Source organism: Pseudomonas viciae, from assembly GCF_004786035.1.
Classification (GTDB): Bacteria; Pseudomonadota; Gammaproteobacteria; order Pseudomonadales; family Pseudomonadaceae; genus Aquipseudomonas; species Aquipseudomonas viciae.
This window is the reverse complement of the sequence record NZ_CP035088.1, coordinates 5142376-5165109: the sequence shown is the minus strand read 5'-3', so window position 1 is coordinate 5165109 and position 22734 is coordinate 5142376. Positions and strand designations below refer to the sequence as shown.

Annotated in this window: 16 protein-coding genes and 1 pseudogene; 12 read left to right on the top strand and 5 right to left on the bottom strand. The window is 59.7% G+C overall.

The window, feature by feature from the left end:
* Positions 1 to 131 precede the first annotated feature (131 nt).
* Positions 132 to 1373, top strand: a complete 1242-nt coding sequence (locus EPZ47_RS22765) for a glutamine synthetase family protein (protein ID WP_178084328.1) — start codon at positions 132 to 134, stop codon at positions 1371 to 1373.
* Positions 1374 to 1442: 69 nt separating this feature from the next.
* A complete protein-coding gene (locus EPZ47_RS22760) occupies positions 1443 to 2810 on the top strand; it encodes an MFS transporter (protein ID WP_135846792.1) in 1368 nt (455 codons plus the stop codon).
* A 63-nt stretch (positions 2811 to 2873) separates the two neighbouring features.
* On the opposite strand, the gene EPZ47_RS22755 is transcribed toward EPZ47_RS22760, so the two are convergent.
* The 4 genes from EPZ47_RS22755 to flgA form a co-directional block, all read right to left on the bottom strand.
* The gene (locus EPZ47_RS22755; RefSeq protein WP_135846791.1) at positions 2874 to 3620 is read right to left on the bottom strand and encodes a flagellar brake protein; all 747 of its coding nucleotides are present in this window, start codon (positions 3618 to 3620) and stop codon (positions 2874 to 2876) included.
* Positions 3621 to 3712: 92 nt separating this feature from the next.
* Positions 3713 to 4180 (bottom strand): flagella synthesis protein FlgN, encoded by a 468-nt coding sequence (locus EPZ47_RS22750; RefSeq protein ID WP_135846790.1) that lies wholly within the window; start codon positions 4178 to 4180, stop codon positions 3713 to 3715.
* 48 nt (positions 4181 to 4228) lie between these two features.
* The gene (flgM, locus tag EPZ47_RS22745) at positions 4229 to 4546 is read right to left on the bottom strand and encodes a flagellar biosynthesis anti-sigma factor FlgM (RefSeq protein ID WP_135846789.1); all 318 of its coding nucleotides are present in this window, start codon (positions 4544 to 4546) and stop codon (positions 4229 to 4231) included.
* Positions 4547 to 4719: 173 nt separating this feature from the next.
* A complete protein-coding gene (gene flgA / locus EPZ47_RS22740; RefSeq protein WP_135846788.1) occupies positions 4720 to 5484 on the bottom strand; it encodes a flagellar basal body P-ring formation chaperone FlgA in 765 nt (254 codons plus the stop codon).
* Positions 5485 to 5562: 78 nt separating this feature from the next.
* Here flgA and EPZ47_RS22735 point away from each other — a divergent pair, with 78 nt between their 5' ends.
* The 10 genes and pseudogenes from EPZ47_RS22735 to EPZ47_RS22695 all read left to right on the top strand — a co-directional run bounded on the left by EPZ47_RS22735 (position 5563) and on the right by EPZ47_RS22695 (position 19409).
* Positions 5563 to 6489 carry a chemotaxis protein CheV gene (locus EPZ47_RS22735; protein ID WP_135846787.1) on the top strand — a complete coding sequence of 309 codons (927 nt, stop codon included), beginning with the start codon at positions 5563 to 5565 and terminating at the stop codon, positions 6487 to 6489.
* A gap of 53 nt (positions 6490 to 6542) precedes the next feature.
* Entirely contained in the window at positions 6543 to 7370 is an 828-nt protein-coding gene (gene cheR, locus EPZ47_RS22730) for a protein-glutamate O-methyltransferase CheR (RefSeq protein WP_135846786.1), read from the top strand.
* 354 nt (positions 7371 to 7724) lie between these two features.
* Complete coding sequence (gene flgB / locus EPZ47_RS22725) at positions 7725 to 8132, top strand: flagellar basal body rod protein FlgB (protein WP_135846785.1); 408 nt, start codon at positions 7725 to 7727, stop codon at positions 8130 to 8132.
* A 3-nt stretch (positions 8133 to 8135) separates the two neighbouring features.
* Positions 8136 to 8579 (top strand): flagellar basal body rod protein FlgC, encoded by a 444-nt coding sequence (gene flgC / locus EPZ47_RS22720; RefSeq protein ID WP_135846784.1) that lies wholly within the window; start codon positions 8136 to 8138, stop codon positions 8577 to 8579.
* A 15-nt stretch (positions 8580 to 8594) separates the two neighbouring features.
* Positions 8595 to 9317 (top strand): flagellar hook assembly protein FlgD, encoded by a 723-nt coding sequence (gene flgD, locus EPZ47_RS22715; RefSeq protein ID WP_135846783.1) that lies wholly within the window; start codon positions 8595 to 8597, stop codon positions 9315 to 9317.
* A gap of 30 nt (positions 9318 to 9347) precedes the next feature.
* Positions 9348 to 10646 carry a flagellar hook protein FlgE gene (gene flgE, locus EPZ47_RS22710; protein WP_135846782.1) on the top strand — a complete coding sequence of 433 codons (1299 nt, stop codon included), beginning with the start codon at positions 9348 to 9350 and terminating at the stop codon, positions 10644 to 10646.
* Positions 10647 to 10858: 212 nt separating this feature from the next.
* Positions 10859 to 12598, top strand: coding sequence for a type I secretion system permease/ATPase (locus tag EPZ47_RS22705; RefSeq protein ID WP_135846781.1), 1740 nt, complete (start codon positions 10859 to 10861; stop codon positions 12596 to 12598).
* Positions 12598 to 13908, top strand: a complete 1311-nt coding sequence (locus EPZ47_RS22700) for an HlyD family type I secretion periplasmic adaptor subunit (protein ID WP_135846780.1) — start codon at positions 12598 to 12600, stop codon at positions 13906 to 13908. The genes EPZ47_RS22705 and EPZ47_RS22700 overlap by 1 nt, the downstream gene beginning before the upstream one ends.
* A gap of 56 nt (positions 13909 to 13964) precedes the next feature.
* A pseudogene (locus tag EPZ47_RS31030) lies at positions 13965 to 14123 on the top strand (calcium-binding protein); the annotation flags it as partial.
* A gap of 39 nt (positions 14124 to 14162) precedes the next feature.
* Positions 14163 to 19409, top strand: a complete 5247-nt coding sequence (locus EPZ47_RS22695; protein ID WP_238346769.1) for a beta strand repeat-containing protein — start codon at positions 14163 to 14165, stop codon at positions 19407 to 19409.
* A gap of 197 nt (positions 19410 to 19606) precedes the next feature.
* Here EPZ47_RS22695 and EPZ47_RS22690 read toward each other — a convergent pair whose 3' ends face one another.
* Positions 19607 to 22498, bottom strand: coding sequence for a ribonucleoside-diphosphate reductase subunit alpha (locus EPZ47_RS22690; RefSeq protein WP_135846778.1), 2892 nt, complete (start codon positions 22496 to 22498; stop codon positions 19607 to 19609).
* Between the last annotated feature and the right edge of the window lie 236 nt (positions 22499 to 22734).

The window sequence follows — 22734 nt, the reverse complement described above, 5'->3', positions numbered from 1 at the left end:
CGCGGCTCGCACATAACAAGGATTGCGTCATGACGACCGATGGCCAGCGTTCACTCGCGCAGCGACTGACGGGCATTGATGAGATTGAATGCGTTACGCCGGATTTGAATGGCGTGCCGCGAGGCAAGGTGATGACCGCCGAGGGTTTCCTCGAAGGTCGACGGTTGCAGATGGCGCGGGGCGTGCTGCTGCAATGCATCATGGGTGGTTATCCGCCGTCGCGCTTTTATGGCAGCGACGACGGCGATCTGGCGCTGGTGGCCGATCCGAAACAGATCCATCGCCTGCCCTGGAGCCAACAGCCCCGTGCCTTGGCGATTTGCGACGCCGATGAGTTGACCGGCGAAAGCTCCCGGCTTTCCACGCGCGGGCAGCTCAAGGCCGTCATCGCTCGCTATGCGGCCCTGGGCCTGGCGCCAGTCGTGGCCACCGAGCTGGAATTCTTTGTCTTCGCACCCAACCCGGACCCGACCCAGCCGTTCCAGCCGCCGGTGGGCCTGGATGGCCGTCGAGAAGAAGGTCATTCGGCATTCAGTATCAGCTCCAACAATGGCCTGCGACCGTTCTTCAGTGAAGTCTATGCATGCATGGCGGCGCTGGGCTTGCCTCGCGACACCTTCATGCATGAAATGGGCGTGAGCCAGTTCGAGATCAATCTGCTCCACGGCGACCCTTTGTTGCTGGCCGACCAGACGTTCCTGTTCAAGCACCTGCTCAAGGAAGTGGCGCTCAAGCACGGCCTGACTGTGGTTTGCATGGCCAAGCCCCTGGCCCATACACCAGGCAGTTCGATGCATATCCACCAGAGCGTCGTCGAGCTGGGCAGCGGTCGCAATGTGTTCAGTGATGCGACGGGTGAGCCGACGGCAGCTTTCCGGCACTTCATCGGCGGACAACAGGCCGGCATGGCCGATTTCACTGCGTTGTTCGCGCCGAACGTGAACTCCTACCAGCGCCTGTGCCACCCATTTGCATCGCCGAACAATGCCTGTTGGTCCCATGACAATCGTTCGGCCGGGTTGCGTATCCCTGCCAGTTCGCCGGTGGCTCGTCGGGTCGAGAATCGCTTGCCGGGAGCGGATGCCAACCCTTACCTGGCGATTGCCGCCAGCCTGGCAGCCGGGCTCTATGGCATTGAAAATCACCTGGAGCCGAGCGCCGCGATCCAGGGCGAGTTCGAAGTGCCGGATAATCTGTCGCTGCCATGTACCTTGCATGCCGCCCTGGAGCGTCTGAAGCGTAGCTATCTGGCGAAGGAACTGTTCGGTGCGGAGTTCATCGAAGGCTACGTCGCTTCGAAGTCCATGGAACTGACCAGCTTCTTTGATGAAATCACTCCCTGGGAGCGGCGTGTTCTAGCGGCCCAGGCATAACGAACCGTCGCATTAGGGCTATCTTCAGGGGTAGCCCTTACTTATCTCAAGGAGCCGCTCGGAACGCCGATGCGCCAAATCTGGAAACCTTTTCGAGCACTGTATTTCGCCTCGCTGATGATGTTGATCGGCTCGGGCTTGTTGAGTACTTACCTAGCCCTGCGTCTGGCCGCCGACCATGTCGACAGCCTGTGGGTCGGTGCGCTGATGGCCGCCAACTACTTTGGCCTGGTGCTGGGTGGCAAGATCGGCCACCGGCTGATCGCTCGCGTCGGGCATATCCGCGCCTATTCGGCCTGCGCCGGGATCGTCGGGGCGGCGGTGCTGGGCCATGGACTGGTGGACTGGTTGCCGGCCTGGATCGTGCTGCGGACGATTGTCGGCCTGGGCATGATGTGCCAGTACATGGTCATTGAGAGCTGGCTCAACGAACAGGCGGAGGCCAAGCAGCGTGGCGTGGTGTTCAGTGGCTACATGATCGCCTCGTACCTGGGGCTGGTACTGGGTCAACTGATCCTGGTCATGCACCCGGCCCTTGGGCTGGAGCTGCTGATGCTGGTGGCGCTGTGTTTCGCCCTGTGCCTGGTGCCGGTGGCGCTGACCCGGCGGATTCACCCGGCGGCGCTGCATCCGGCGCCGATGGAGCCGCGATTCTTCATCAAGCGCGTGCCGCAGTCGTTGAGCACGGTGTTGGGCTCCGGGCTGATCGTCGGCTCGTTCTATGGCCTGGCACCGCTGTACGCCTCTCAGCAGGGCCTGTCGACCGAGCAGGTCGGTCTGTTCATGGGTAGCTGCATCTTCGCCGGACTGTTGGTGCAGTGGCCGCTGGGCTGGCTGTCCGACCGCTATGATCGGGCGTTGCTGATTCGGTGTTTTGCGCTGGTCCTGGTGGTGTGCGCGTTACCGCTGGCGATCCTGCCGAAAGTACCGCTGGAGGTGCTGTTCGTCGCGGGATTCTTCTGTTCGCTGGTGCAGTTCTGCCTGTATCCGCTGGCGGTGGCGTTTTCCAACGACCATGTCGAAGGGGATCGTCGGGTGTCGCTCACGGCAATGCTGTTGGTGACCTACGGCGTCGGTGCCAGTATCGGGCCGCTGGTGGCCGGGGTGCTGATGAAGATGTTTGGCAGTCAGATGCTATATGCGTTCTTCGCGTTCTTCGCGTTGGTGCTGGTGTGGCGGATCCGGCCGAAAGCGGTGACCAACCTGCATCAGGTCGATGACGCACCGCTGCATCACGTGGCAATGCCCGACAGCATGTCGAGTTCACCCCTGGTGGCGTGCCTCGATCCGCGAGTGGATGAGCAGGTGGTGCAGGAGCAGATGCAGGCGCCGGCCAATCCGGACGTTGAGTCAGAACCGGCTGCAGAGCCGGTCGCTGAAACCGAAGCGGCGCCTGACGAGCCAGAGACCCCCAGTTTTACTCAAGCCAGGCCTTGAACCAGGCATAAAAAACGGGCAGTTACCGCAAGGGACTGCCCGTTTTTCGTGGCGCGAAGCAGATCAGAGGTCGTCTTTATCGAAACGCCGGGCTTCGCGCTGCAGCTGATAGACGAAACGCTCGACCTGCCGTTGCACCAGGCCAGTGATATTGTGGAAGCGCACACCCGCGAAGGTGGTGTTGATCCGCTCTTCGAAATGCAGGTAACGCAGTTCAACCGGTGCAGTCATGTTGCCAAAGGGCAGGGCTGCGATGAAACGTTCGTAAACCTGGCCCAATTGCAGGCGCGCGGTAATGTCGCCTTCGAAGCGCAGCTTGCAACCGGTTGCCGAGATATCCAGCAGCTTGCCGTTGACGGAGGACTTGAGCTTTTCGCCACCCAGTTCGACGTCCACCAGTTGCGCCAGTTTCAGGGCGGCGCGGAAGGCGTTGCGGCGTTGGTGGTAGACCACTTCGTCGGGCAAGGCGCCGCGATAGCAGCGACCGTCGCTGGATTCGGTGATGGTCAAGGGGCCTTTGCCTTCCCATGCGATGCGCACGCCGTCATGGAAACCCTCGACACGAAACGGTTCGCCTGCCAGCAGGAAGCGTTCACCGTCCCGGGGAATCATTTCATCCAGGGCGATGGAGTTGCTCTCGCGATCGATGTCCACCAGGTAGCTCTGGAAGCGCTGGGTACGTTCGTGGAAGGTAATGATCAACGGGTCATGGCTATCTTGCAGCATCCGCAGGTTGCCGGCGATTTCCAGGGGCGTGCTGAGCACCTTGGGTGGCTGCGGAGCATCATCCGCGTTTGAGTCATTGAACACGGTGGGTCAATCTCCAGGCAAAATACGACTACAAAAAGCCAGCATTTTGCCAGCATGTATCGCGCGTTGATAGAGCGCAGGCATTGTTCGTTTCATGCCTGGCTGAGCGGGCGGTGCTTGACCATCTTGGCGGTCGAGCCGCGAGCGTCATACAGGGTCGGCACTTCGCCGCCATTGAGGATGCGCAACTGGTTGGCAGTGGCGGCCTGCTGGACCTGGATCGACTGGCCATTGCGAACGTTGGCGGCCTGGCACTGGGCGAGCAGCTCATTGAGCACTGCGCTTTGGGACAGCAACTGATCGCCGATCGATGATTGGCTGGCCAGTTGTTCAAGGCCTTCGTGGTTGGCGGGCAGGTTGAGGCTGGCGAGGGTCTCGCTGCGCTTGCGGCCATGCTGATCGAGCAAGATGATCAATGCCTGTTTCTGCGCCAGGATATTTTCCAGCAAGGGCATATCGCGACCATGCAGTGCCAGGGATTCGGCCTGCAATAACTCCAGCAATTGTTGTGCTGGAATAAAGTCGTCGGTGATCAGTTGCAACAAATTAGTGTCGTGCATGGCTGGCCTTGGGTCTTAAGCGTCCAAAAGCCTGGCGCTGGCGGCAGCCTAGCGCTGGGCTTCGAAGTTGAGCAGTTTGCTGGCTACGCGGCTGCTGTCGACTTTATAGCTGCCATCGGCGATTGCTGCTTTCAACTCGGCCACGCGGGCGTTGTCGACGACAGGTTGATCGCGCAGCTTGTCAGTGACCTTCTGCAACTGCTGAGCCTCATTGCTGAGGTGTACCGACTCTCCGTTGCTGACTTGTTCGGCCGGGGTAGGCAGCGGTGCGGATTTGTCGGTTTCGACAGTTTCCTTGCTCACGCTGGTACGCGTAGTGCCTGTCAACGGTGAAGAGCTGTTTAAACGATTGAAATCGATGACCATGGTAAAAAACCTCTGGGTATTTGGACGCTTGCCATGTTTTCGGCCATCCCCAAAAAAACTTTAGGCTCATTTATTCAATGAACGTGCGCACGTCTGCGCTTGCCTTTGCGTAAGGCACAGTCTAGGGAACACCGGGATCAAGCGCCAGCTTTCTACCCGTCTCTACCTTATCGCTACATAGCCACTTCCACCTGGCCTGGGGCCATCACCTGCGCCTTGATTACCCGTTGGGAGTTGAGGTTCTTTACCCGGATCTGTTCACGCATACCGCCGTTGGACAGGGCTTCGCCCGGCATCCGCACGGCCAAGGTTCCGCTGCGGGCGGTGATGACTACCTGGTCGCCTTTGCGGATCACTTCGGCCTGCTCCAGGTGCACCAGGGTAACGACCTGGTCGGCGACCATTGGTCGGACAAGTTTCTGGCCGATCGCCTGGTCGACGGAGGTCAGGAAACCCTGGGTGATCTGGCTGATATCCCGTTCGCGCAACACCACGTCCTGAGGCTCGACAATCCCGGCTCGCTTGAGCGGACGGGTGGTGGTGACAATTTCGCGGAACAGGCGCACTTGAGCGGGCACGAACACCGTCCAGGGCGCAGCGCTGTCACAACGCACTTTCACGGTGACGCGGCCCATGGGCCGGGCCGGGCTCTCCAGCGAAGCAGTCAATTCCTTGTCGCACATCGGCATGCGCAACCGTGGGTCGAGTTGGTTGACTTCGATTTCGTAGCGGCCTTCGGTTTGACTGGTAGCCAGGTAGTCTTCTACGGTGAATTCAAGAAAGCCCTGAGTGACGCCGATAAGTAGATCAGGCAAGGTAACCGGAACAGCAGCGAGGGCAGGGCCGCCCGAAGTGAACAGGCAGACAGCCAACAGTGCACCGAGCCAATGGCGGCAGTGAGTGATCAGGCGTCGAGAAAATGTCGTTTGTGCGTTCATGCCGGTTGAATAGCAAGCCCCGTGCCGTTTAGTGATGAATGCGCGTCGGACACATTAGCGTTAGGTAGGAGTCAGGGCATGGCGGGAGTAATGGACTCGGTAAACCAGCGTACACAGCTGGTCGGTCAGAATCGCCTGGAGCTGTTGCTGTTCCGTCTCGACGGCCAGCAATTGTATGGAATCAACGTATTCAAGGTCCGCGAGGTGCTGCAATGTCCTAAGCTGACCCTGATGCCCAAGTCCAGTCCCGTCGTGTGCGGTGTGGCGAATATCCGGGGAGCGACCATCCCGATTCTCGATCTGGCCATGGCGACCGGTTCCGGTCGGCTGCTGGATCAGAGCAATCCGTTCGTGATCATCACCGAGTACAACACCAAGACCCAGGGTTTCCTGGTTCGCTCGGTGGAGCGCATCGTCAACATGAACTGGGAAGAGATTCATCCACCACCCAAGGGCACGGGCCGCGATCACTACCTGACGGCGGTGACCCGGGTCGATAACCAGTTGGTGGAAATCATCGACGTGGAGAAGATCCTCGCCGAGGTGGCGCCGACCACCGAGACGATCTCCTTGGGTGTGGTGGATGCCGAAACCCAGCACAAGGCGATATCGCTGCGGGTACTGACTGTCGATGATTCTTCGGTAGCACGTAAGCAGGTCACCCGTTGTCTACAAACGATCGGCGTTGAAGTGGTAGCGTTGAATGACGGGCGGCAGGCGCTGGATTACCTGCGCCAACTGGTCGATGAGGGCAAGAAGCCCGAAGAAGAGTTCCTGATGATGATCTCCGACATCGAAATGCCGGAAATGGACGGGTACACCCTGACGTCGGAAATTCGCAACGACCCGCGTATGCAAAAGCTGCATATCATTTTGCATACTTCGTTGTCGGGGGTTTTCAACCAGGCGATGGTCAAGAAGGTCGGTGCCGATGACTTCCTGGCCAAGTTCCGGCCCGATGACCTGGCCTCCCGAGTCGTCGACCGGATCAAAGCAGCAGAATAAAGGTCGGGCGCGTTGTGCGCCCGGCAAGCCAACACAATGAAAGAGGCGGTATCTTGTCTACGGGTAATTTGGATTTCGAACAGTTCCGGGTCTTCCTGGAAAAAGCCTGTGGCATTTTGCTTGGTGAGAACAAGCAATACCTGGTGTCGAGCCGTCTCAACAAGTTGATGGAGCAACAGGGCCTTAAATCGTTGGGCGAACTGGTGCAACGTATCCAGACCCAGCCGCGCAGTGGTTTGCGCGAGATGGTGGTGGACGCCATGACCACCAACGAAACCCTGTGGTTTCGCGACACCTATCCGTTCGAGGTGTTGAAGAACAGAGTGTTGCCGGCGGCCATCAAGGCCAGCCCGGGCCAACGCCTGCGGATCTGGTCGGCGGCCTGCTCGTCGGGGCAGGAACCCTATTCGCTGTCGATGTCCATCGATGAATTCGAGCGGACCAACATCGGCCAGTTGAAAGGCGGCGTGCAGATCGTTGCCACGGACCTGTCCGGGACCATGCTCAATAACTGCAAGACCGGTGAGTACGACAGCCTGGCCATTGGCCGCGGCTTGTCGCCTGATCGTCTGCAACGCTACTTCGACCCGAAAGGGCCGGGTAAATGGGTGGTCAAGGCACCGATCAAGAGCCGGGTGGAGTTCCGCTCGTTCAACCTGCTGGACAGTTATGCCAGCCTGGGCAAGTTCGACATCGTGTTCTGCCGCAACGTGCTGATCTACTTTTCCGCCGAAGTGAAGAAAGACATCCTGTTGCGGATCCACAGCACCCTCAAGCCTGGCGGCTACCTGTTCCTCGGTGCCTCCGAAGCGTTGAACGGTTTGCCCGATCATTACCAGATGGTCCAGTGCAGTCCGGGGATCATTTACCAGGCGAAGTGATTCGCTGGGGTTGTCAAAAAACGGGAGTCCTCAGGGGCTCCCGTTTTTTTATGCCCGCCTACTTTCTCCCGCCACTATCCCTGTGGGAGCGGGCTTGCTCGCGAAGGCGGTGTGTCAATCGAAATAAATGTCGCTGTCACACTGCATTCGCGAGCAAGCCCGCTCCCACAGTTTGAATGTCATTGCCCTCGAGAAGCGGCAGAAAAGCGGCAGCCAGCGGAAGCCGATTGCCGCTTTTCTGGCATTGCCGCGTTGCCGATCCTCGCAAAGCCCCGGTTTATGGGCTTTTTCAAAGTGGCACGACGCTTGCTAAGTTCATCGTACGTAAATTCTGGTCACCCATAGGTTTCCGACATGAGCATCAGCTTCGATAAAGCGCTCGGTATCCACGAAAAGGCCCTGGGCTTCCGCGCCCAACGTGCCGAAGTCCTGGCCAACAACATCGCCAACGCCGATACCCCGAACTACAAGGCTCGGGATCTGGACTTTTCTAAAGTGCTCGCCGAGCAGAACGAGAAAGCCAAGAACGGCCATTTCGCTTTGAATATGACCAACAGTCGTCATATCGAAGCCGAAGGCTTGGGCAATGGTGATGAGTCGCTGATGTATCGGACGCCGATGCAGCCTTCGATCGACCAGAACACCGTGGACGCTCAACTGGAACAGTCCAACTACACGGAAAACTCCGTGAACTTCCAGGCCAGCTTCACCCTGCTCAACAGCAAATTCAAAGGGCTGGTATCGGCCCTGCGCGGAGAGTAAGCCATGTCGATTGCGAGCGTATTCAACATCGCCGGCAGTGCCATGAGTGCCCAGACCACTCGCCTGAACACCGTCGCCAGTAACATCGCCAACGCCGAGACCGTTTCGTCGAGCATCGACCAGACCTACCGCGCCCGTCACCCGGTATTCGCCACCATGTTCCAGGGCGGCCAGTCCGGCGGCAGCGACTCGCTGTTCCAGGAGCAGGACGCGGCCGGGCAGGGCGTACAGGTGCTTGGCGTGGTCGAAGACCAGAGCAACCTCGACGCACGTTACGAGCCGAACCATCCGGCCGCTGACGCCAAGGGTTACGTCTACTACCCGAACGTCAACGTCGTCGAAGAAATGGCTGACATGATTTCTGCCAGTCGTTCATTCCAGACCAACGCCGAAATGATGAACACCGCCAAAACCATGATGCAGAAGGTCCTGACCCTCGGTCAGTGATAAGGGGCGAGTCACATGAGCGTTACCAACACCACCAGTGGTTTGAGCCTTAACGAAATTCTGGCCAACTCCTCGGTCAAGACCAACGCCACTACCGATGGCCTGTCCTCGCTGACAGGTGCGACAACTGGCAAAAAGGAGCTGGGCAAGGATGCGTTCCTGCAATTGCTGGTCACCCAGCTGAAAAACCAGAACCCGCTGGAACCGCAGGATAACGGCGAGTTCGTTGCTCAGTTGGCGCAGTTCAGCAGCCTGGAAGGCATCACCACCCTTAACGACACCGTGAGCGGTCTCGCCAGCAACTACAGCTCGTCCCAGGCCTTGCAGGCTTCGTCACTGGTCGGGCGCTCGGTCATTGCTCCAGGCAACAAGGCCGTGGTCGATACCTCCAAAAGCCTTAACGGCACGGTGGTGGTGCCGACTTCGGTGTCCTCCCTCGAGCTCAAGGTCGTGGACAAGGATGGCAAGACCGTCCGCACCATCGACATGGGCAGCCAGAATGCCGGCAATGCCGCTTTCATCTGGGACGGCAAGAACGACTCGGGCACTACGGTCGAGTCGGGCACTTACACCTTTACGGCCTCGACCACCATCGACGGCAAGGCTACGTCGCTGATCACCAACCTGCCGGCAACGGTCAGCAGCGTGACGATCAGCCAGACGGGCGGTGAGCTGATGCTCAACCTGGCCGGGCTGGGCAGCATTGCCCTGTCCAAAGTACAAACTATTGGTATGTAGAGCCGACTAACCCGGCAAAAGGAGTGGAACATGTCTTTCAACATCGGCCTTAGCGGTCTCTATGCTGCCAGCAAACATCTGGACGTGACCGGTAACAACATCGCCAACGTGGCGACCACCGGCTTCAAATCGTCCCGCGCGGAATTCGAAGACGTCTACTCGGCCACCAGGCTCGGCTCGGGCAGCAAGACCGTCGGCAACGGCGTGCGCCTGGCCAACGTTTCCCAGCAGTTCGGCCAGGGTGACGTCAACAACACCGGCAACGTGCTGGACATGGGTATCCAGGGTTCCGGCTTCTTTGTCCTGAGCAACGACGGTTCCCTGAGCTACACCCGTGCCGGTACGTTCAAGACCGACAAGGATGGCTTCATCACCAACACCGATGGCACCTCGCGCCTGCAGGGCTATGGTGTGGATGCCAATGGCAATATCCTCAACGGTATTCTGACCGACCTGCGCATCGACACCTCCAACCTGCCGCCGACTGCCACCAGCCTGGTTTCGTCGACAATCAACCTGAACTCGACGGCGTTGCCGATCACGGCGGCGTTCAATCCGACCGATACGGCCACTTTCACCAAGCAGTTCACCACCCCGGTGTACGACACCCAGGGTAACCAGCATTCCATGGACCAATACATGGTCAAGACTGCCGGCAACACCTGGAATGTCTATACCTTGATCGATGGTCGTAACCTGAACGGCAGTTTGCCGACTACGACGGGTGTGACCGCACCGGTTCCTTCGACCATGACCTTTGATTCGAGCGGTAAGCTGGTCCAGGTCAGCACCCCGCCAGCGACTATCAACAGCGATTTGGTACTGACCGGCTGGGTGCCAGGCACCGTAACCAACGGCGTGTGGACCGCCAACGGTGCCGCCAGTGCGCCAACCATCACGATCTCCATGGGCAACACCACCCAGTACAACGCCGACACCGCGCGCTCGATTCCGACCCAGAACGGTTACGCCACTGGCCAGATCACCAACCTGACCATCGACGGCAGCGGTGTATTGCTGGCCAACTTCAGCAACAACCAGACCAAGCCGATTGGCCAGCTGGCGCTCGCCAGCTTCACCAACGAACAAGGCCTGCAGCCTGTGGGCGGCACCAGCTGGAAGGAGACCTTTGCGTCGGGCATTCCGGGCTATGATGCCCCGCAAACCGGCACCCTGGGTTCGATCGTCTCCAACTCCCTGGAAGAGTCCAACGTCAACCTGACCAACGAACTGGTCGAGCTGATCAAGGCGCAAAGCAACTACCAGGCGAACGCCAAGACCATCTCCACCCAGAGCACCATCATGCAGACCATCATTCAGATGACTTGATAGCTGGCTGTTTTAAAAAACCGATGTCCCGAGGCATCGGTTTTTTTATGCGCGAAATTCTTCACGGAATAACGACCGTTTGTCGGCTGGCTGGTGCGGAACTTGCACTTCAGTCCTAAACGCTCACCGAGCGTCAAGTTTCCATACGACTGTCATCGAGTCTGTATTGACTGACGACAGGGATGTCACGAAAACCAAGGGACGGACACCAGTTGAAACCCCAGAACGCTATCAGTGCGCCTGTCGTTGCACCTTCATTGAAATCGGTACTGCGTCGGGGGCTGCTGGGCGCTGCGCTGTTTTCCGGTGTGATCAATATTCTGGCGCTAGTTGGCCCGGTGTTCATGCTGGAAGTCTACGACCGGGTCATTCCCAGCCAGAGCGTCCCGACCCTGATCGCCCTGGGGCTGCTGGCGCTGGGGGTTTATGCGCTTTCAGGCCTGCTGGATGTCATTCGCTCCCGGGTCATGGTTCGAATTGCCTCCTCGCTGGATCTGGCGTTGTCCGCCAAGGTCTTCAATGTCATCGCCGGTGCGTCGCTGAAAACGCCCATTACCGGCGATGCGTTGAAGCCGGCCCAGGAGCTGGATCAGATTCGCGGTTTTATTGGCGGACCGGGCCTGGTGGCTTTTTTCGATTTGCCCTGGATGCCGGTTTACCTTGCGGTTTGCTTTTATATTCATCCGTTGTTCGGCCTTTTGGCCGCCGGCCTGATGATTATCCTCATTGGTCTGACCCTGATCACTGACCGGCAAACCCGCAAACTGATGCAGGCTTCGGCCGATGCGTTGAACAAGCGCAATCACCTGGGTCAGCAAGCTCACCAGAACGCCGAAGCGCTGATGGCCATGGGCATGTTGGCCAACACGTCGAATATCTGGCAGATAAATCACAGCACCTTCATCACCCTGCAGCGCCGCTCGATCGACATTGGCGGCTTTTACGGTGGCATTTCCAAGACCTTGCGCCAGGTCGTTCAGTCGGCCGCCCTGGCCCTGGGCGCATGGCTGGTGATCCAAGGCGACTTGAGCGGTGGCACGATGATCGCGGCCTCGATTATTGTGGCGCGGACTCTGGCACCGGCGGAGCAGGTCATTGCCACGTGGCGCAGCCTGTTGGGTGCTCAGATCGCCTGGAAGAAGCTGTTGGAAGTGTTCTCTCTGTTCCCGGATGCCCAAAGCAAGACCGAACTGCCCACCGCCCATCGCAGTTTGCAGGTCGAAAGTGTGTTTGCCGCGCCGCCCGGCGCGCAGCGTCTGACCTTGCAAAATATCAACTTCATGGTCGCCGCAGGCACCGCTGTCGGTGTGGTGGGGCCGAGCGCATCGGGCAAGTCGTCATTGGCGCGCGTGTTGGTCAACGCCTGGACTCCGGCGCGGGGGCACGTCCGGCTCGATGGCGCACCGCTGGATCTGCTGACCGAGCAGGCTCGAGGCAAGCTGATCGGTTATCTGCCGCAAAGCGTCGGACTGTTTACCGGAACCGTCGCCCAGAACATCGCCCGGTTGGACCCCTTGGCACAGGACAGCGCGATTGTCAGCGCTGCGCAGTTAGCCGGGGTTCATGAGCTGATTCTGCAACTGCCCCAAGGTTATGAGACTCAAGTGGGCGAGGGGGGGATCAACCTCTCGGCCGGCCAACGACAACGGGTGGCGCTGGCCAGGGCATTGTTCGGTGAGCCGTTCCTGGTGGTGCTGGACGAGCCAAATTCAAACCTCGATGCCGAAGGCGAACAGGCGCTGGCCAAGGCCATCCTGGCGCTCAAGGCTCGTGGCGCAATCGTGGTGGTAATTGCCCATCGCACCAATATTCTGGCGGTGATCGATCAGGTGCTGATCCTCGAGAACGGCGTGCAAACAGCTTACGGCCCCCGGGATGTCGTCCTGAAGCGACCTCCTGCTGCTACCTCCCGGCCCTCCAATAATGTTGTGGAACTGGGAGTATCCAACTGATGCACACCGATCAAGAAGCCAGCCTGACCGACTCCTTGTCCCGCCATTTGCGTTGGGGAGCAATCTCTTTGGTGGTGCTGCTCGGCGGAGGGCTGACCTGGGCAGCGAGCACCAGTCTGTCCGGCGCGGTCATCGCGACGGGCGTGGTGGCCGTGGAAGGCAGCGTCAAGACCATCCAGCATCCTACCGGCGGCGTAGTGGCCGAACTGTTGGTCAAGGAAGGGCAGACAGTCGCTGCCGGGGATGTGCTGTTGCGCCTCGATGCCACACTGCCCGCCGCCAGCCAAGCCATTGTCAGTAAATCCTTGAACCAGGCCTGGGCCCGTCTGGCTCGCTTGGAGGCCGAGCGGGACAATGCCCGCGAAGTGGCGATACCCAAAGAGTTGCTGACCCGCATGAGCCTGGAGGAGGCCAAGTCGGTCATGGCCATTGAGCAGCAATTGTTTATTGATCGACGTGCTTCCCGCGAAGGCCAGAAGAAACAGCTGCGCGAGCGTGTCCAGCAACTCAATGAAACCATTGCCGGCCACGACATCCAGCAGAAAACCAAGCAGGAAGAAATCGAACTGATCGATAGCGAATACCAGGCCGTCAAGAAACTGTTCGATAAAGGGATGATGACCCTCGACCGGGTCAATGCCCTGGCTCGGGGTATCGCCCGGCTGCGTGGGGAGCGTGGACAACTGATGGCCTCCATTGCCGAGGCGCGGGGCAAGATCGCCGAAACCGAGTTGCAACGACTCCAGGTTGACCAGACTTTCCGCAGTGAAGTGTCCCAAGAGTTGAGAGATTTGCTGGCCCGCCAGGGCGAATTGATCGAGCGGGAAATCACTGCCAGCGATCAGCTCAAACGCATCGACATCACCTCGCCTATTGCCGGACGCGTGCAGCAATTGGCCGTGCACACAATCGGTGGCGTCATCTCACCGGCCGAGGGGCTCATGCAGATCGTACCCGCCGACGATGAACTGCTGGTGGAGGCGAAAATCAGTGCCCAGGACATTGACCAGCTAACGGTCGGGCAATCCGCGACCTTACGCTTGAGCGCGTTCAACCGCAGCACTACACCCGAACTGACCGGCACCGTGGTGCGGTTGTCAGCGGATCTGATTCAGGATGAACGTACCGGAATAGGGTTTTATCGGGCGGGTATCAAGATTCCTCAAAGCGAATTGGCAAAGCTGCAAGGGCTTGCCCTGGTTCCGGGAATGCCCGTGGAGTCGATGATCCAGACCGGCTCCAGGAACGTCATGTCCTATTTGCTTAAACCGATCAGCGACCATGCTCAGCGGGCCTTCCGGGAAGGATGAGGCTCTGCTGATTAGTCGACGCACAACCGATTCATCAATACGGCAAGGAAGAAATAATGGCAGTGATAAATGGGACATCGGGTACGGACACTCTGGTTGGGACTTCGAGCGCGGATGAGCTGTACGGGTTAGCAGGGAATGACTCGCTGAGTGGTGGGGACGGCAACGATTGGCTGGAGGGGGGCGCTGGCGCGGACGTCCTGAATGGAGGAACAGGTGTCGATACGGCGTCCTACGTGAATTCGACTGCAGGAGTGACAGTCAATCTAATCACAGGGACTGGCCTGGGTGGGGATGCTCAGGGCGATACATTGACGGCCATAGAAACCGTGGTCGGCTCGTCCTTCAACGACAGGCTGACCGCCCAAAGCACCGGGCACACCCTCAGGGGCGGTGCCGGTGATGACGTTTACGTCGTCGGCGGAACGTCGGTCAACGTCATCGAAGTGGCCGGCGAAGGCAATGACGAAATCCAGACGAACCTCCTCAACCTGACGATGGCGGCCAACGTCGAGCGCCTGACCTATACCGGCACGGGCAACTTCGTCGGTTATGGCAACGCCTCGGACAACATCATCACTGGCGGAGTGGGCAATGATTTCCTGCTCGGTGGTGCGGGTGCGGACCAGTTCATCGGCGGTGCCGGAAACGACACGGTCAGCTACACCGACAGTAACGTGGCGGTGAACATCAACGCCAAGACCGGTGTGAACAGTGGCATTGCTGCCGGCGATACCTACGTGGGCATCGAAACGATCCAGGGTTCGCAGAACCACGATTCGTTTACTGCCAGCGAAGCGGCAGACCAGTTCGACGGCACCGGCGGCATCGATACCATTGACTACTCCACCTCGGCCAGTGCCGTGACCGTCAGCCTGATTGCTGGCGCAGTGGGTGTCGGCGGTGATGCGCAAGGCGACAAACTGTCGAACTTCGAAACCGTGGTCGGCTCGTCCTTCAACGACAGGCTGACCGCCCAAAGCACCGGGCACACCCTCAGGGGCGGTGCCGGTGATGACGTTTACGTCGTCGGCGGAACGTCGGTCAACGTCATCGAAGTGGCCGGCGAAGGCAATGACGAAATCCAGACGAACCTCCTCAACCTGACGATGGCGGCCAACGTCGAGCGCCTGACCTACACCGGTACGGGCAACTTCGTCGGTTACGGCAACGCCTCGGACAACATCATCACTGGCGGGGTGGGCAATGATTTCCTGCTCGGTGGTGCGGGTGCGGATCAGTTCATCGGCGGCGCCGGAAACGACACGGTCAGCTACACCGACAGTAACGTGGCGGTGAACATCAACGCCAAGACCGGTGTGAACAGTGGCATTGCTGCCGGCGATACCTACGTGGGCATCGAAACGATCCAGGGGTCGCAGAACCACGATTCGTTTACTGCCAGCGAAGCGGCAGACCAGTTCGACGGCACCGGCGGCATCGATACCATCGACTACTCCACCTCGGCCAGTGCCGTGACCGTCAGCCTGATTGCTGGCGCAGTGGGTGTCGGCGGTGATGCGCAAGGCGACAAACTGTCGAACTTCGAAACCGTGGTCGGCTCGTCCTTCAACGACAGGCTGACCGCCCAAAGCACCGGGCACACCCTCAGGGGCGGTGCCGGTGATGACGTTTACGTCATCGGCGGAACGTCGGTCAACGTCATCGAAGTGGCCGGCGAAGGCGATGACGAAATCCAGACGAACCTCCTCAACCTGACGATGGCGGCCAACGTCGAGCGCCTGACCTACACCGGCACGGGCAACTTCGTCGGTTATGGCAACGCCTCGGACAACATCATCACAGGCGGGGTGGGCAATGATTTCCTGCTCGGTGGTGCGGGTGCGGACCAGTTCATCGGCGGCGCCGGAAACGACACGGTCAGCTACACCGACAGTAACGTGGCGGTGAACATCAACGCCAAGACCGGTGTGAACAGTGGCATTGCTGCCGGCGATACCTACGTGGGCATCGAAACGATCCAGGGTTCGCAGAACCACGATTCGTTTACCGCCAGCGAAGCGGCAGACCAGTTCGACGGCACCGGCGGCATCGATACCATCGACTACTCCACCTCGGCCAGTGCCGTGACCGTCAGCCTGATTGCTGGCGCAGTGGGTGTCGGCGGTGATGCGCAGGGCGACAAACTGTCGAACTTCGAAACCGTGGTCGGCTCGTCCTTCAACGACAGGCTGACCGCCCAAAGCACCGGGCACACCCTCAGGGGCGGTGCCGGTGATGACGTTTACGTCGTCGGCGGAACGTCGGTCAACGTCATCGAAGTGGCCGGCGAAGGCGATGACGAAATCCAGACGAACCTCCTCAACCTGACGATGGCGGCCAACGTCGAGCGCCTGACCTACACCGGTACGGGCAACTTCGTCGGTTACGGCAACGCCTCGGACAACATCATCACTGGCGGGGTGGGCAATGATTTCCTGCTCGGTGGTGCGGGTGCGGACCAGTTCATCGGCGGCGCCGGAAACGACACGGTCAGCTACACCGACAGTAACGTGGCGGTGAACATCAACGCCAAGACCGGTGTGAACAGTGGCATTGCTGCCGGCGATACCTACGTGGGCATCGAAACGATCCAGGGGTCGCAGAACCACGATTCGTTTACTGCCAGCGAAGCGGCAGACCAGTTCGACGGCACCGGCGGCATCGATACCATCGACTACTCCACCTCGGCCAGTGCCGTGACCGTCAGCCTGATTGCTGGCGCAGTGGGTGTCGGCGGTGATGCGCAAGGCGACAAACTGTCGAACTTCGAAACCGTGGTCGGCTCGTCCTTCAACGACAGGCTGACCGCCCAAAGCACCGGGCACACCCTCAGGGGCGGTGCCGGTGATGACGTTTACGTCATCGGCGGAACGTCGGTCAACGTCATCGAAGTGGCCGGCGAAGGCGATGACGAAATCCAGACGAACCTCCTCAACCTGACGATGGCGGCCAACGTCGAGCGCCTGACCTACACCGGCACGGGCAACTTCGTCGGTTATGGCAACGCCTCGGACAACATCATCACTGGCGGAGTGGGCAATGATTTCCTGCTCGGTGGTGCGGGTGCGGACCAGTTCATCGGCGGCGCCGGAAACGACACGGTCAGCTACACCGACAGTAACGTGGCGGTGAACATCAACGCCAAGACCGGTGTGAACAGTGGCATTGCTGCCGGCGATACCTACGTGGGCATCGAAACGATCCAGGGGTCGCAGAACCACGATTCGTTTACTGCCAGCGAAGCGGCAGACCAGTTCGACGGCACCGGCGGCATCGATACCATCGACTACTCCACCTCGGCCAGTGCCGTGACCGTCAGCCTGATTGCTGGCGCAGTGGGTGTCGGCGGTGATGCGCAAGGCGACAAACTGTCGAACTTCGAAACCGTGGTCGGCTCGTCCTTCAACGACAGGCTGACCGCCCAAAGCACCGGGCACACCCTCAGGGGCGGTGCCGGTGATGACGTTTACGTCATCGGCGGAACGTCGGTCAACGTCATCGAAGTGGCCGGCGAAGGCGATGACGAAATCCAGACGAACCTCCTCAACCTGACGATGGCGGCCAACGTCGAGCGCCTGACCTACACCGGCACGGGCAACTTCGTCGGTTATGGCAACGCCTCGGACAACATCATCACTGGCGGAGTGGGCAATGATTTCCTGCTCGGTGGTGCGGGTGCGGATCAGTTCATCGGCGGCGCCGGAAACGACACGGTCAGCTACACCGACAGTAACGTGGCGGTGAGCATCAACGCCAAGACCGGTGTGAACAGTGGCATTGCTGCCGGCGATACCTACGTGGGCATCGAAACGATCCAGGGTTCGCAGAACCACGATTCGTTTACTGCCAGCGAAGCGGCAGACCAGTTCGACGGCACCGGCGGCATCGATACCATCGACTACTCCACCTCGGCCAGTGCCGTGACCGTCAGCCTGATTGCTGGCGCAGTGGGTGTCGGCGGTGATGCGCAGGGCGACAAACTGTCGAACTTCGAAACCGTGGTCGGCTCGTCCTTCAACGACAGGCTGACCGCCCAAAGCACCGGGCACACCCTCAGGGGCGGTGCCGGTGATGACGTTTACGTCATCGGCGGAACGTCGGTCAACGTCATCGAAGTGGCCGGCGAAGGCGATGACGAAATCCAGACGAACCTCCTCAACCTGACGATGGCGGCCAACGTCGAGCGCCTGACCTACACCGGTACGGGCAACTTCGTCGGTTACGGCAACGCCTCGGACAACATCATCACTGGCGGGGTGGGCAATGATTTCCTGCTCGGTGGTGCGGGTGCGGACCAGTTCATCGGCGGTGCCGGAAACGACACGGTCAGCTACGCTGACAGCAGCGCGGGCTTGACCATCAACACGCAGACGGGCGTCCATACCGGGATCGCGGCGGGGGATACCTACAGCAGCATCGAAGTGATTACAGGCTCCAATTACAGTGATGTATTTGTCGGTGACGCAGGTGTCAATGTCTTCAATGGCGGCACCGGCATGGACATGCTGAGCTTTTCCAATGAAGGCTCAGGCATCACGCTGGATCTGAGTGCGCCTTTGGTGGGGGGTATCGCGGCAGGCGATAGCTACACCTCCATTGAGATTTTCCAAGGCACTGCCCAGGCCGATACTTTCACCGGCAGTACCGCCGCTGCGGAAAACTTTATCGGTGGTGCAGGCGCCGACACGCTCAATGGCTTGGGCCGTGGTGACGGTGCCTGGTACCTGACCAGCAGCGATGCTGTGCAGATCGACCTGCTCGCGGGAACCGCGTCGGGTGGTGATGCCCAAGGCGACGTGTTGGCCAATATCGATAATCTGATCGGCTCGCAATTCAACGACACGCTGACGGGCAACGCCTACTCGAACAAGCTGGAAGGTGGTGCGGGTAACGACTTGCTCTATGGCGGTGATGGCGATGACTTTATCTATGGCGGTACTGCAACGGATACCAGCGCTCTCGGATTGACACCTTCCACCAGCGTCGAGGCCGATACGCTTTATGGCGGCAATGGCAATGACACCATGCGTAGCAGCGGTAACGACGCTGGCAGCGTGCTTTACGGCGAGGCTGGCAGTGACTCGCTGACGGTCTCTTCCGGTATTGCCTATGGCGGCGATGGTAACGACACCTTGACGGGAACCGGTTATGGCTATGAACTTCATGGTGGTGCGGGTTTTGACACCTTCAACATGAATGCGTCCGGTGACGCCTATGGCGGGGAAGGGGGGGATGCCTACGTGGTCAACTCCAAAACCATGGTCGCCATTGAAGATACAGGAACGACAGGTGCCGATACGGTCACGTTGAAAAACATCCAGAGCGTCAACGACGTGCAGGTTATCCGAATCGATACAGGCGCCTACATCTTCAATGCCGCCGATTACCAGAGCGGCAACCTGGATTCCGGTGTTTTCCTGAAAGACTGGTATGCAGGCGCAAACACCATCGAGACGTTCTTTACCAACAACGGCGACTCTTTCACCCTTCCGGTCTAAGTGCCATCTGGCCACCGCAGCATCCGTCGCTTTTCAGTGGATGTTGCGGTGAGATAAACACAAACGGCAAAGCCACAACCCTGGCTTTGCCGTTTTTTTTAGCGAACTTTCCCGCAGGCAAAAGAAAACCCCCGATAAACCAGCGGTCTATCGGGGGCTTCTTTCAGCAGGCGCCTTTACGCGCCCACCCACTCAGCTTATTGGCAAGCTTCGCAATCCGGCTCGTCAATCGCGCAGGCCTTTGGCACTGGCGCCGGACCTGCTGGAGCAGCCAGGACCGAATCGTCACCGTGGTTGCCGCCGCTGGAAACAGCGTTCAGCTTGCCGGTGTTGATGGTCGACTTCTCGGTGCTGGTGGCGGCCAGGGCACGGAGGTAGTAAGTGGTTTTCAGGCCACGGTACCAGGCCATGCGGTAGGTCACGTCCAGCTTCTTGCCCGAGGCGCCAGCGATGTACAGGTTCAGCGACTGAGCCTGGTCGATCCACTTCTGGCGACGGCTGGCGGCGTCGACGATCCACTTGGTGTCCACTTCGAACGCGGTGGCGTAGAGCGCTTTGAGCTCTTGCGGGATGCGCTCGATCTGCTGCACCGAACCGTCGTAGTACTTCAGGTCGTTGATCATGACCGAGTCCCACAGGCCGCGGGCCTTGAGGTCGCGAACCAGGTACGGGTTGATCACGGTGAATTCGCCCGACAGGTTCGATTTCACATACAGGTTCTGGTAGGTCGGTTCGATCGACTGCGACACGCCGGTGATGTTGGCGATGGTCGCGGTCGGTGCGATGGCCATGATGTTGGAGTTACGGATGCCTTTCTGTACACGGGCGCGAACCGGTGCCCAGTCCAGGGATTCGTTCAGGTCAACGTCGATGTACTTCTGGCCACGCTGGGCGATCAGGATCTGTTGCGAATCCAGCGGCAGGATGCCTTTGGACCACAGCGAACCCTGGAACGTCTCGTAGGCGCCGCGCTCGTCGGCCAGGTCGCAGGAAGCCTGGATCGCGTAGTAGCTGACCGCTTCCATGGACTTGTCGGCGAACTCGACCGCGGCATCGGAACCGTACGGGATGTGCTGCAGGTACAAAGCGTCCTGGAAGCCCATGATGCCCAGGCCGACCGGACGGTGCTTGAAGTTGGAGTTCTTCGCTTGCGGCACCGAGTAGTAGTTGATGTCGATCACGTTGTCGAGCATGCGCACGGCGGTGTTCACGGTGCGTTGCAGCTTGGCGGTGTCCAGCTTGCCGTCGACGATGTGGTTCGGCAGGTTGATCGAGCCCAGGTTGCAGACCGCGATCTCGTCCTTGTTGGTGTTCAGGGTGATCTCGGTGCACAGGTTCGAGCTGTGGACCACGCCCACGTGCTGCTGCGGGCTGCGCAGGTTGCACGGATCCTTGAAGGTCAGCCATGGGTGGCCGGTTTCGAACAGCATCGAGAGCATCTTGCGCCACAGGTCTTTGGCCTGGACGACTTTGAACAGCTTGATCTTGTTGTACTCGGTCAGGGCTTCGTAGTACTCGTAGCGCTCTTCGAAAGCCTTGCCGGTCAGGTCGTGCAGGTCCGGTACTTCGGACGGCGAGAACAGGGTCCACTTGCCGTCATCGAAGACGCGCTTCATGAACAGGTCAGGGATCCAGTTGGCGGTGTTCATGTCGTGGGTACGACGACGGTCATCACCGGTGTTCTTGCGCAGCTCGATGAACTCTTCGATGTCCATGTGCCAGGTTTCCAGGTAGGCACAGACCGCGCCTTTGCGCTTGCCGCCCTGGTTGACCGCGACCGCAGTGTCGTTGACCACTTTGAGGAACGGCACGACGCCTTGGGATTTGCCGTTGGTGCCCTTGATGTACGAGCCCAACGCGCGAACCGGAGTCCAGTCGTTACCCAGGCCGCCGGCGAATTTCGACAGCATGGCGTTGTCGTGGATCGCGCCGTAGATGCCCGACAGGTCGTCCGGCACGGTGGTCAGGTAGCAGCTCGACAGCTGTGGACGCAGGGTACCGGCGTTGAACAGGGTCGGGGTCGAGGCCATGTAGTCGAAGGACGACAACAGGTTGTAGAACTCGATGGCACGGTCTTCACGCTGTTTCTCTTCGATCGCCAGGCCCATGGCCACGCGCATGAAGAAGATCTGCGGCAGTTCGAAACGCACGCCATCCTTGTGGATGAAGTAACGGTCGTACAGGGTTTGCAGGCCCAGGTAGGTGAACTGCTGGTCGCGCTCGTGGTTGATGGCCTTGCCGAGTTTTTCCAGGTCGAATTCGGCCAGCACCGGGTTCAGCAATTCGTATTCGATACCCTTGGCGACGTAGGACGGCAGGGCCTTGGCGTACAGGTCGGCCATCTCGTGGTGGGTCGCGCTCTCGGCGACTTCCAGGAAACTCAGGCCTTCGGCACGCAGGGTGTCCATCAGCAGGCGGGCGGTCACGAAGGAGTAGTTCGGCTCGCGTTCCACCAGGGTGCGCGCGGTCATCACCAGCGCAGTGTTGACGTCCTTGAGTGCGACGCCGTCATAGAGGTTCTTCAGGGTTTCGCGCTGGATCAGGTCGCCATCGACTTCTTCCAGACCTTCGCAGGCCTCGGTGACGATGGTGTTCAGGCGGCCCATGTCCAGCGGCGCCAGGCTGCCGTCGGCGCGGGCGATGCGGATCGATGGGTGAGCTTGTACCGGTGCGTCGGCCGGGGTGCGGATGGCACGTTCCTTGGCGCGCGAATCACGGTAGATCACGTAGTCGCGAGCCACTTTCTGCTCGCCGGCACGCATCAGGGCCAGTTCGACCTGGTCCTGGATTTCTTCGATGTGGATAGTGCCGCCCGATGGCATGCGACGCTTGAAGGTCGCGGTGACCTGCTCGGTCAGGCGGGCCACGGTGTCGTGGATTCGCGACGAAGCGGCAGCGGTGCCGCCTTCAACTGCGAGGAACGCTTTGGTGATGGCGACGGTGATCTTGTCATCGGTGTAAGGAACGACAGTGCCGTTACGCTTGATCACACGCAGTTGGCCCGGCGCGGTGGCGGACAGATCCGGGCTCGAATCGGCGGCCAGCGGCGCGGTGCCCTGCGGGTTCTCGCGAGTTGTGTCGGTGTGCATGGGTGTCTCCACGTTCTTTATGTTTGTTTGGGCACCATCACGGTGCCCACCGTTCCGTCCTGAAGCACTACAACCGACTGGCGCCGGGCATAACAACTTCGGGACAGTAGGAGGCAGGCGTTAAATGCCGCTTCCATCCGAAGTTCTGGGGTTCCAAGCCAAGGCTCGAAACCGGATTGCGGGGTGGCAGCAATGGACTGCAACACCCGTACCGTTTCGGTCGTTTTCGACCTTGA

Coding starts and splice junctions, on each gene's coding strand:
- EPZ47_RS22700 (WP_135846780.1), top strand. CDS start 12,598: ATGCACACCGATCAAGAAGCCAGCCTGACCGACTCCTTGTCCCGCCAT.
- flgD (WP_135846783.1), top strand. CDS start 8,595: ATGAGCGTTACCAACACCACCAGTGGTTTGAGCCTTAACGAAATTCTG.
- flgB (WP_135846785.1), top strand. CDS start 7,725: ATGAGCATCAGCTTCGATAAAGCGCTCGGTATCCACGAAAAGGCCCTG.
- EPZ47_RS22765 (WP_178084328.1), top strand. CDS start 132: ATGACCGCCGAGGGTTTCCTCGAAGGTCGACGGTTGCAGATGGCGCGG.
- EPZ47_RS22760 (WP_135846792.1), top strand. CDS start 1,443: ATGCGCCAAATCTGGAAACCTTTTCGAGCACTGTATTTCGCCTCGCTG.
- EPZ47_RS22750 (WP_135846790.1), bottom strand. CDS start 4,180: ATGCACGACACTAATTTGTTGCAACTGATCACCGACGACTTTATTCCA.
- EPZ47_RS22690 (WP_135846778.1), bottom strand. CDS start 22,498: ATGCACACCGACACAACTCGCGAGAACCCGCAGGGCACCGCGCCGCTG.
- flgE (WP_135846782.1), top strand. CDS start 9,348: ATGTCTTTCAACATCGGCCTTAGCGGTCTCTATGCTGCCAGCAAACAT.
- flgA (WP_135846788.1), bottom strand. CDS start 5,484: ATGAACGCACAAACGACATTTTCTCGACGCCTGATCACTCACTGCCGC.
- flgM (WP_135846789.1), bottom strand. CDS start 4,546: ATGGTCATCGATTTCAATCGTTTAAACAGCTCTTCACCGTTGACAGGC.
- EPZ47_RS22735 (WP_135846787.1), top strand. CDS start 5,563: ATGGCGGGAGTAATGGACTCGGTAAACCAGCGTACACAGCTGGTCGGT.
- flgC (WP_135846784.1), top strand. CDS start 8,136: ATGTCGATTGCGAGCGTATTCAACATCGCCGGCAGTGCCATGAGTGCC.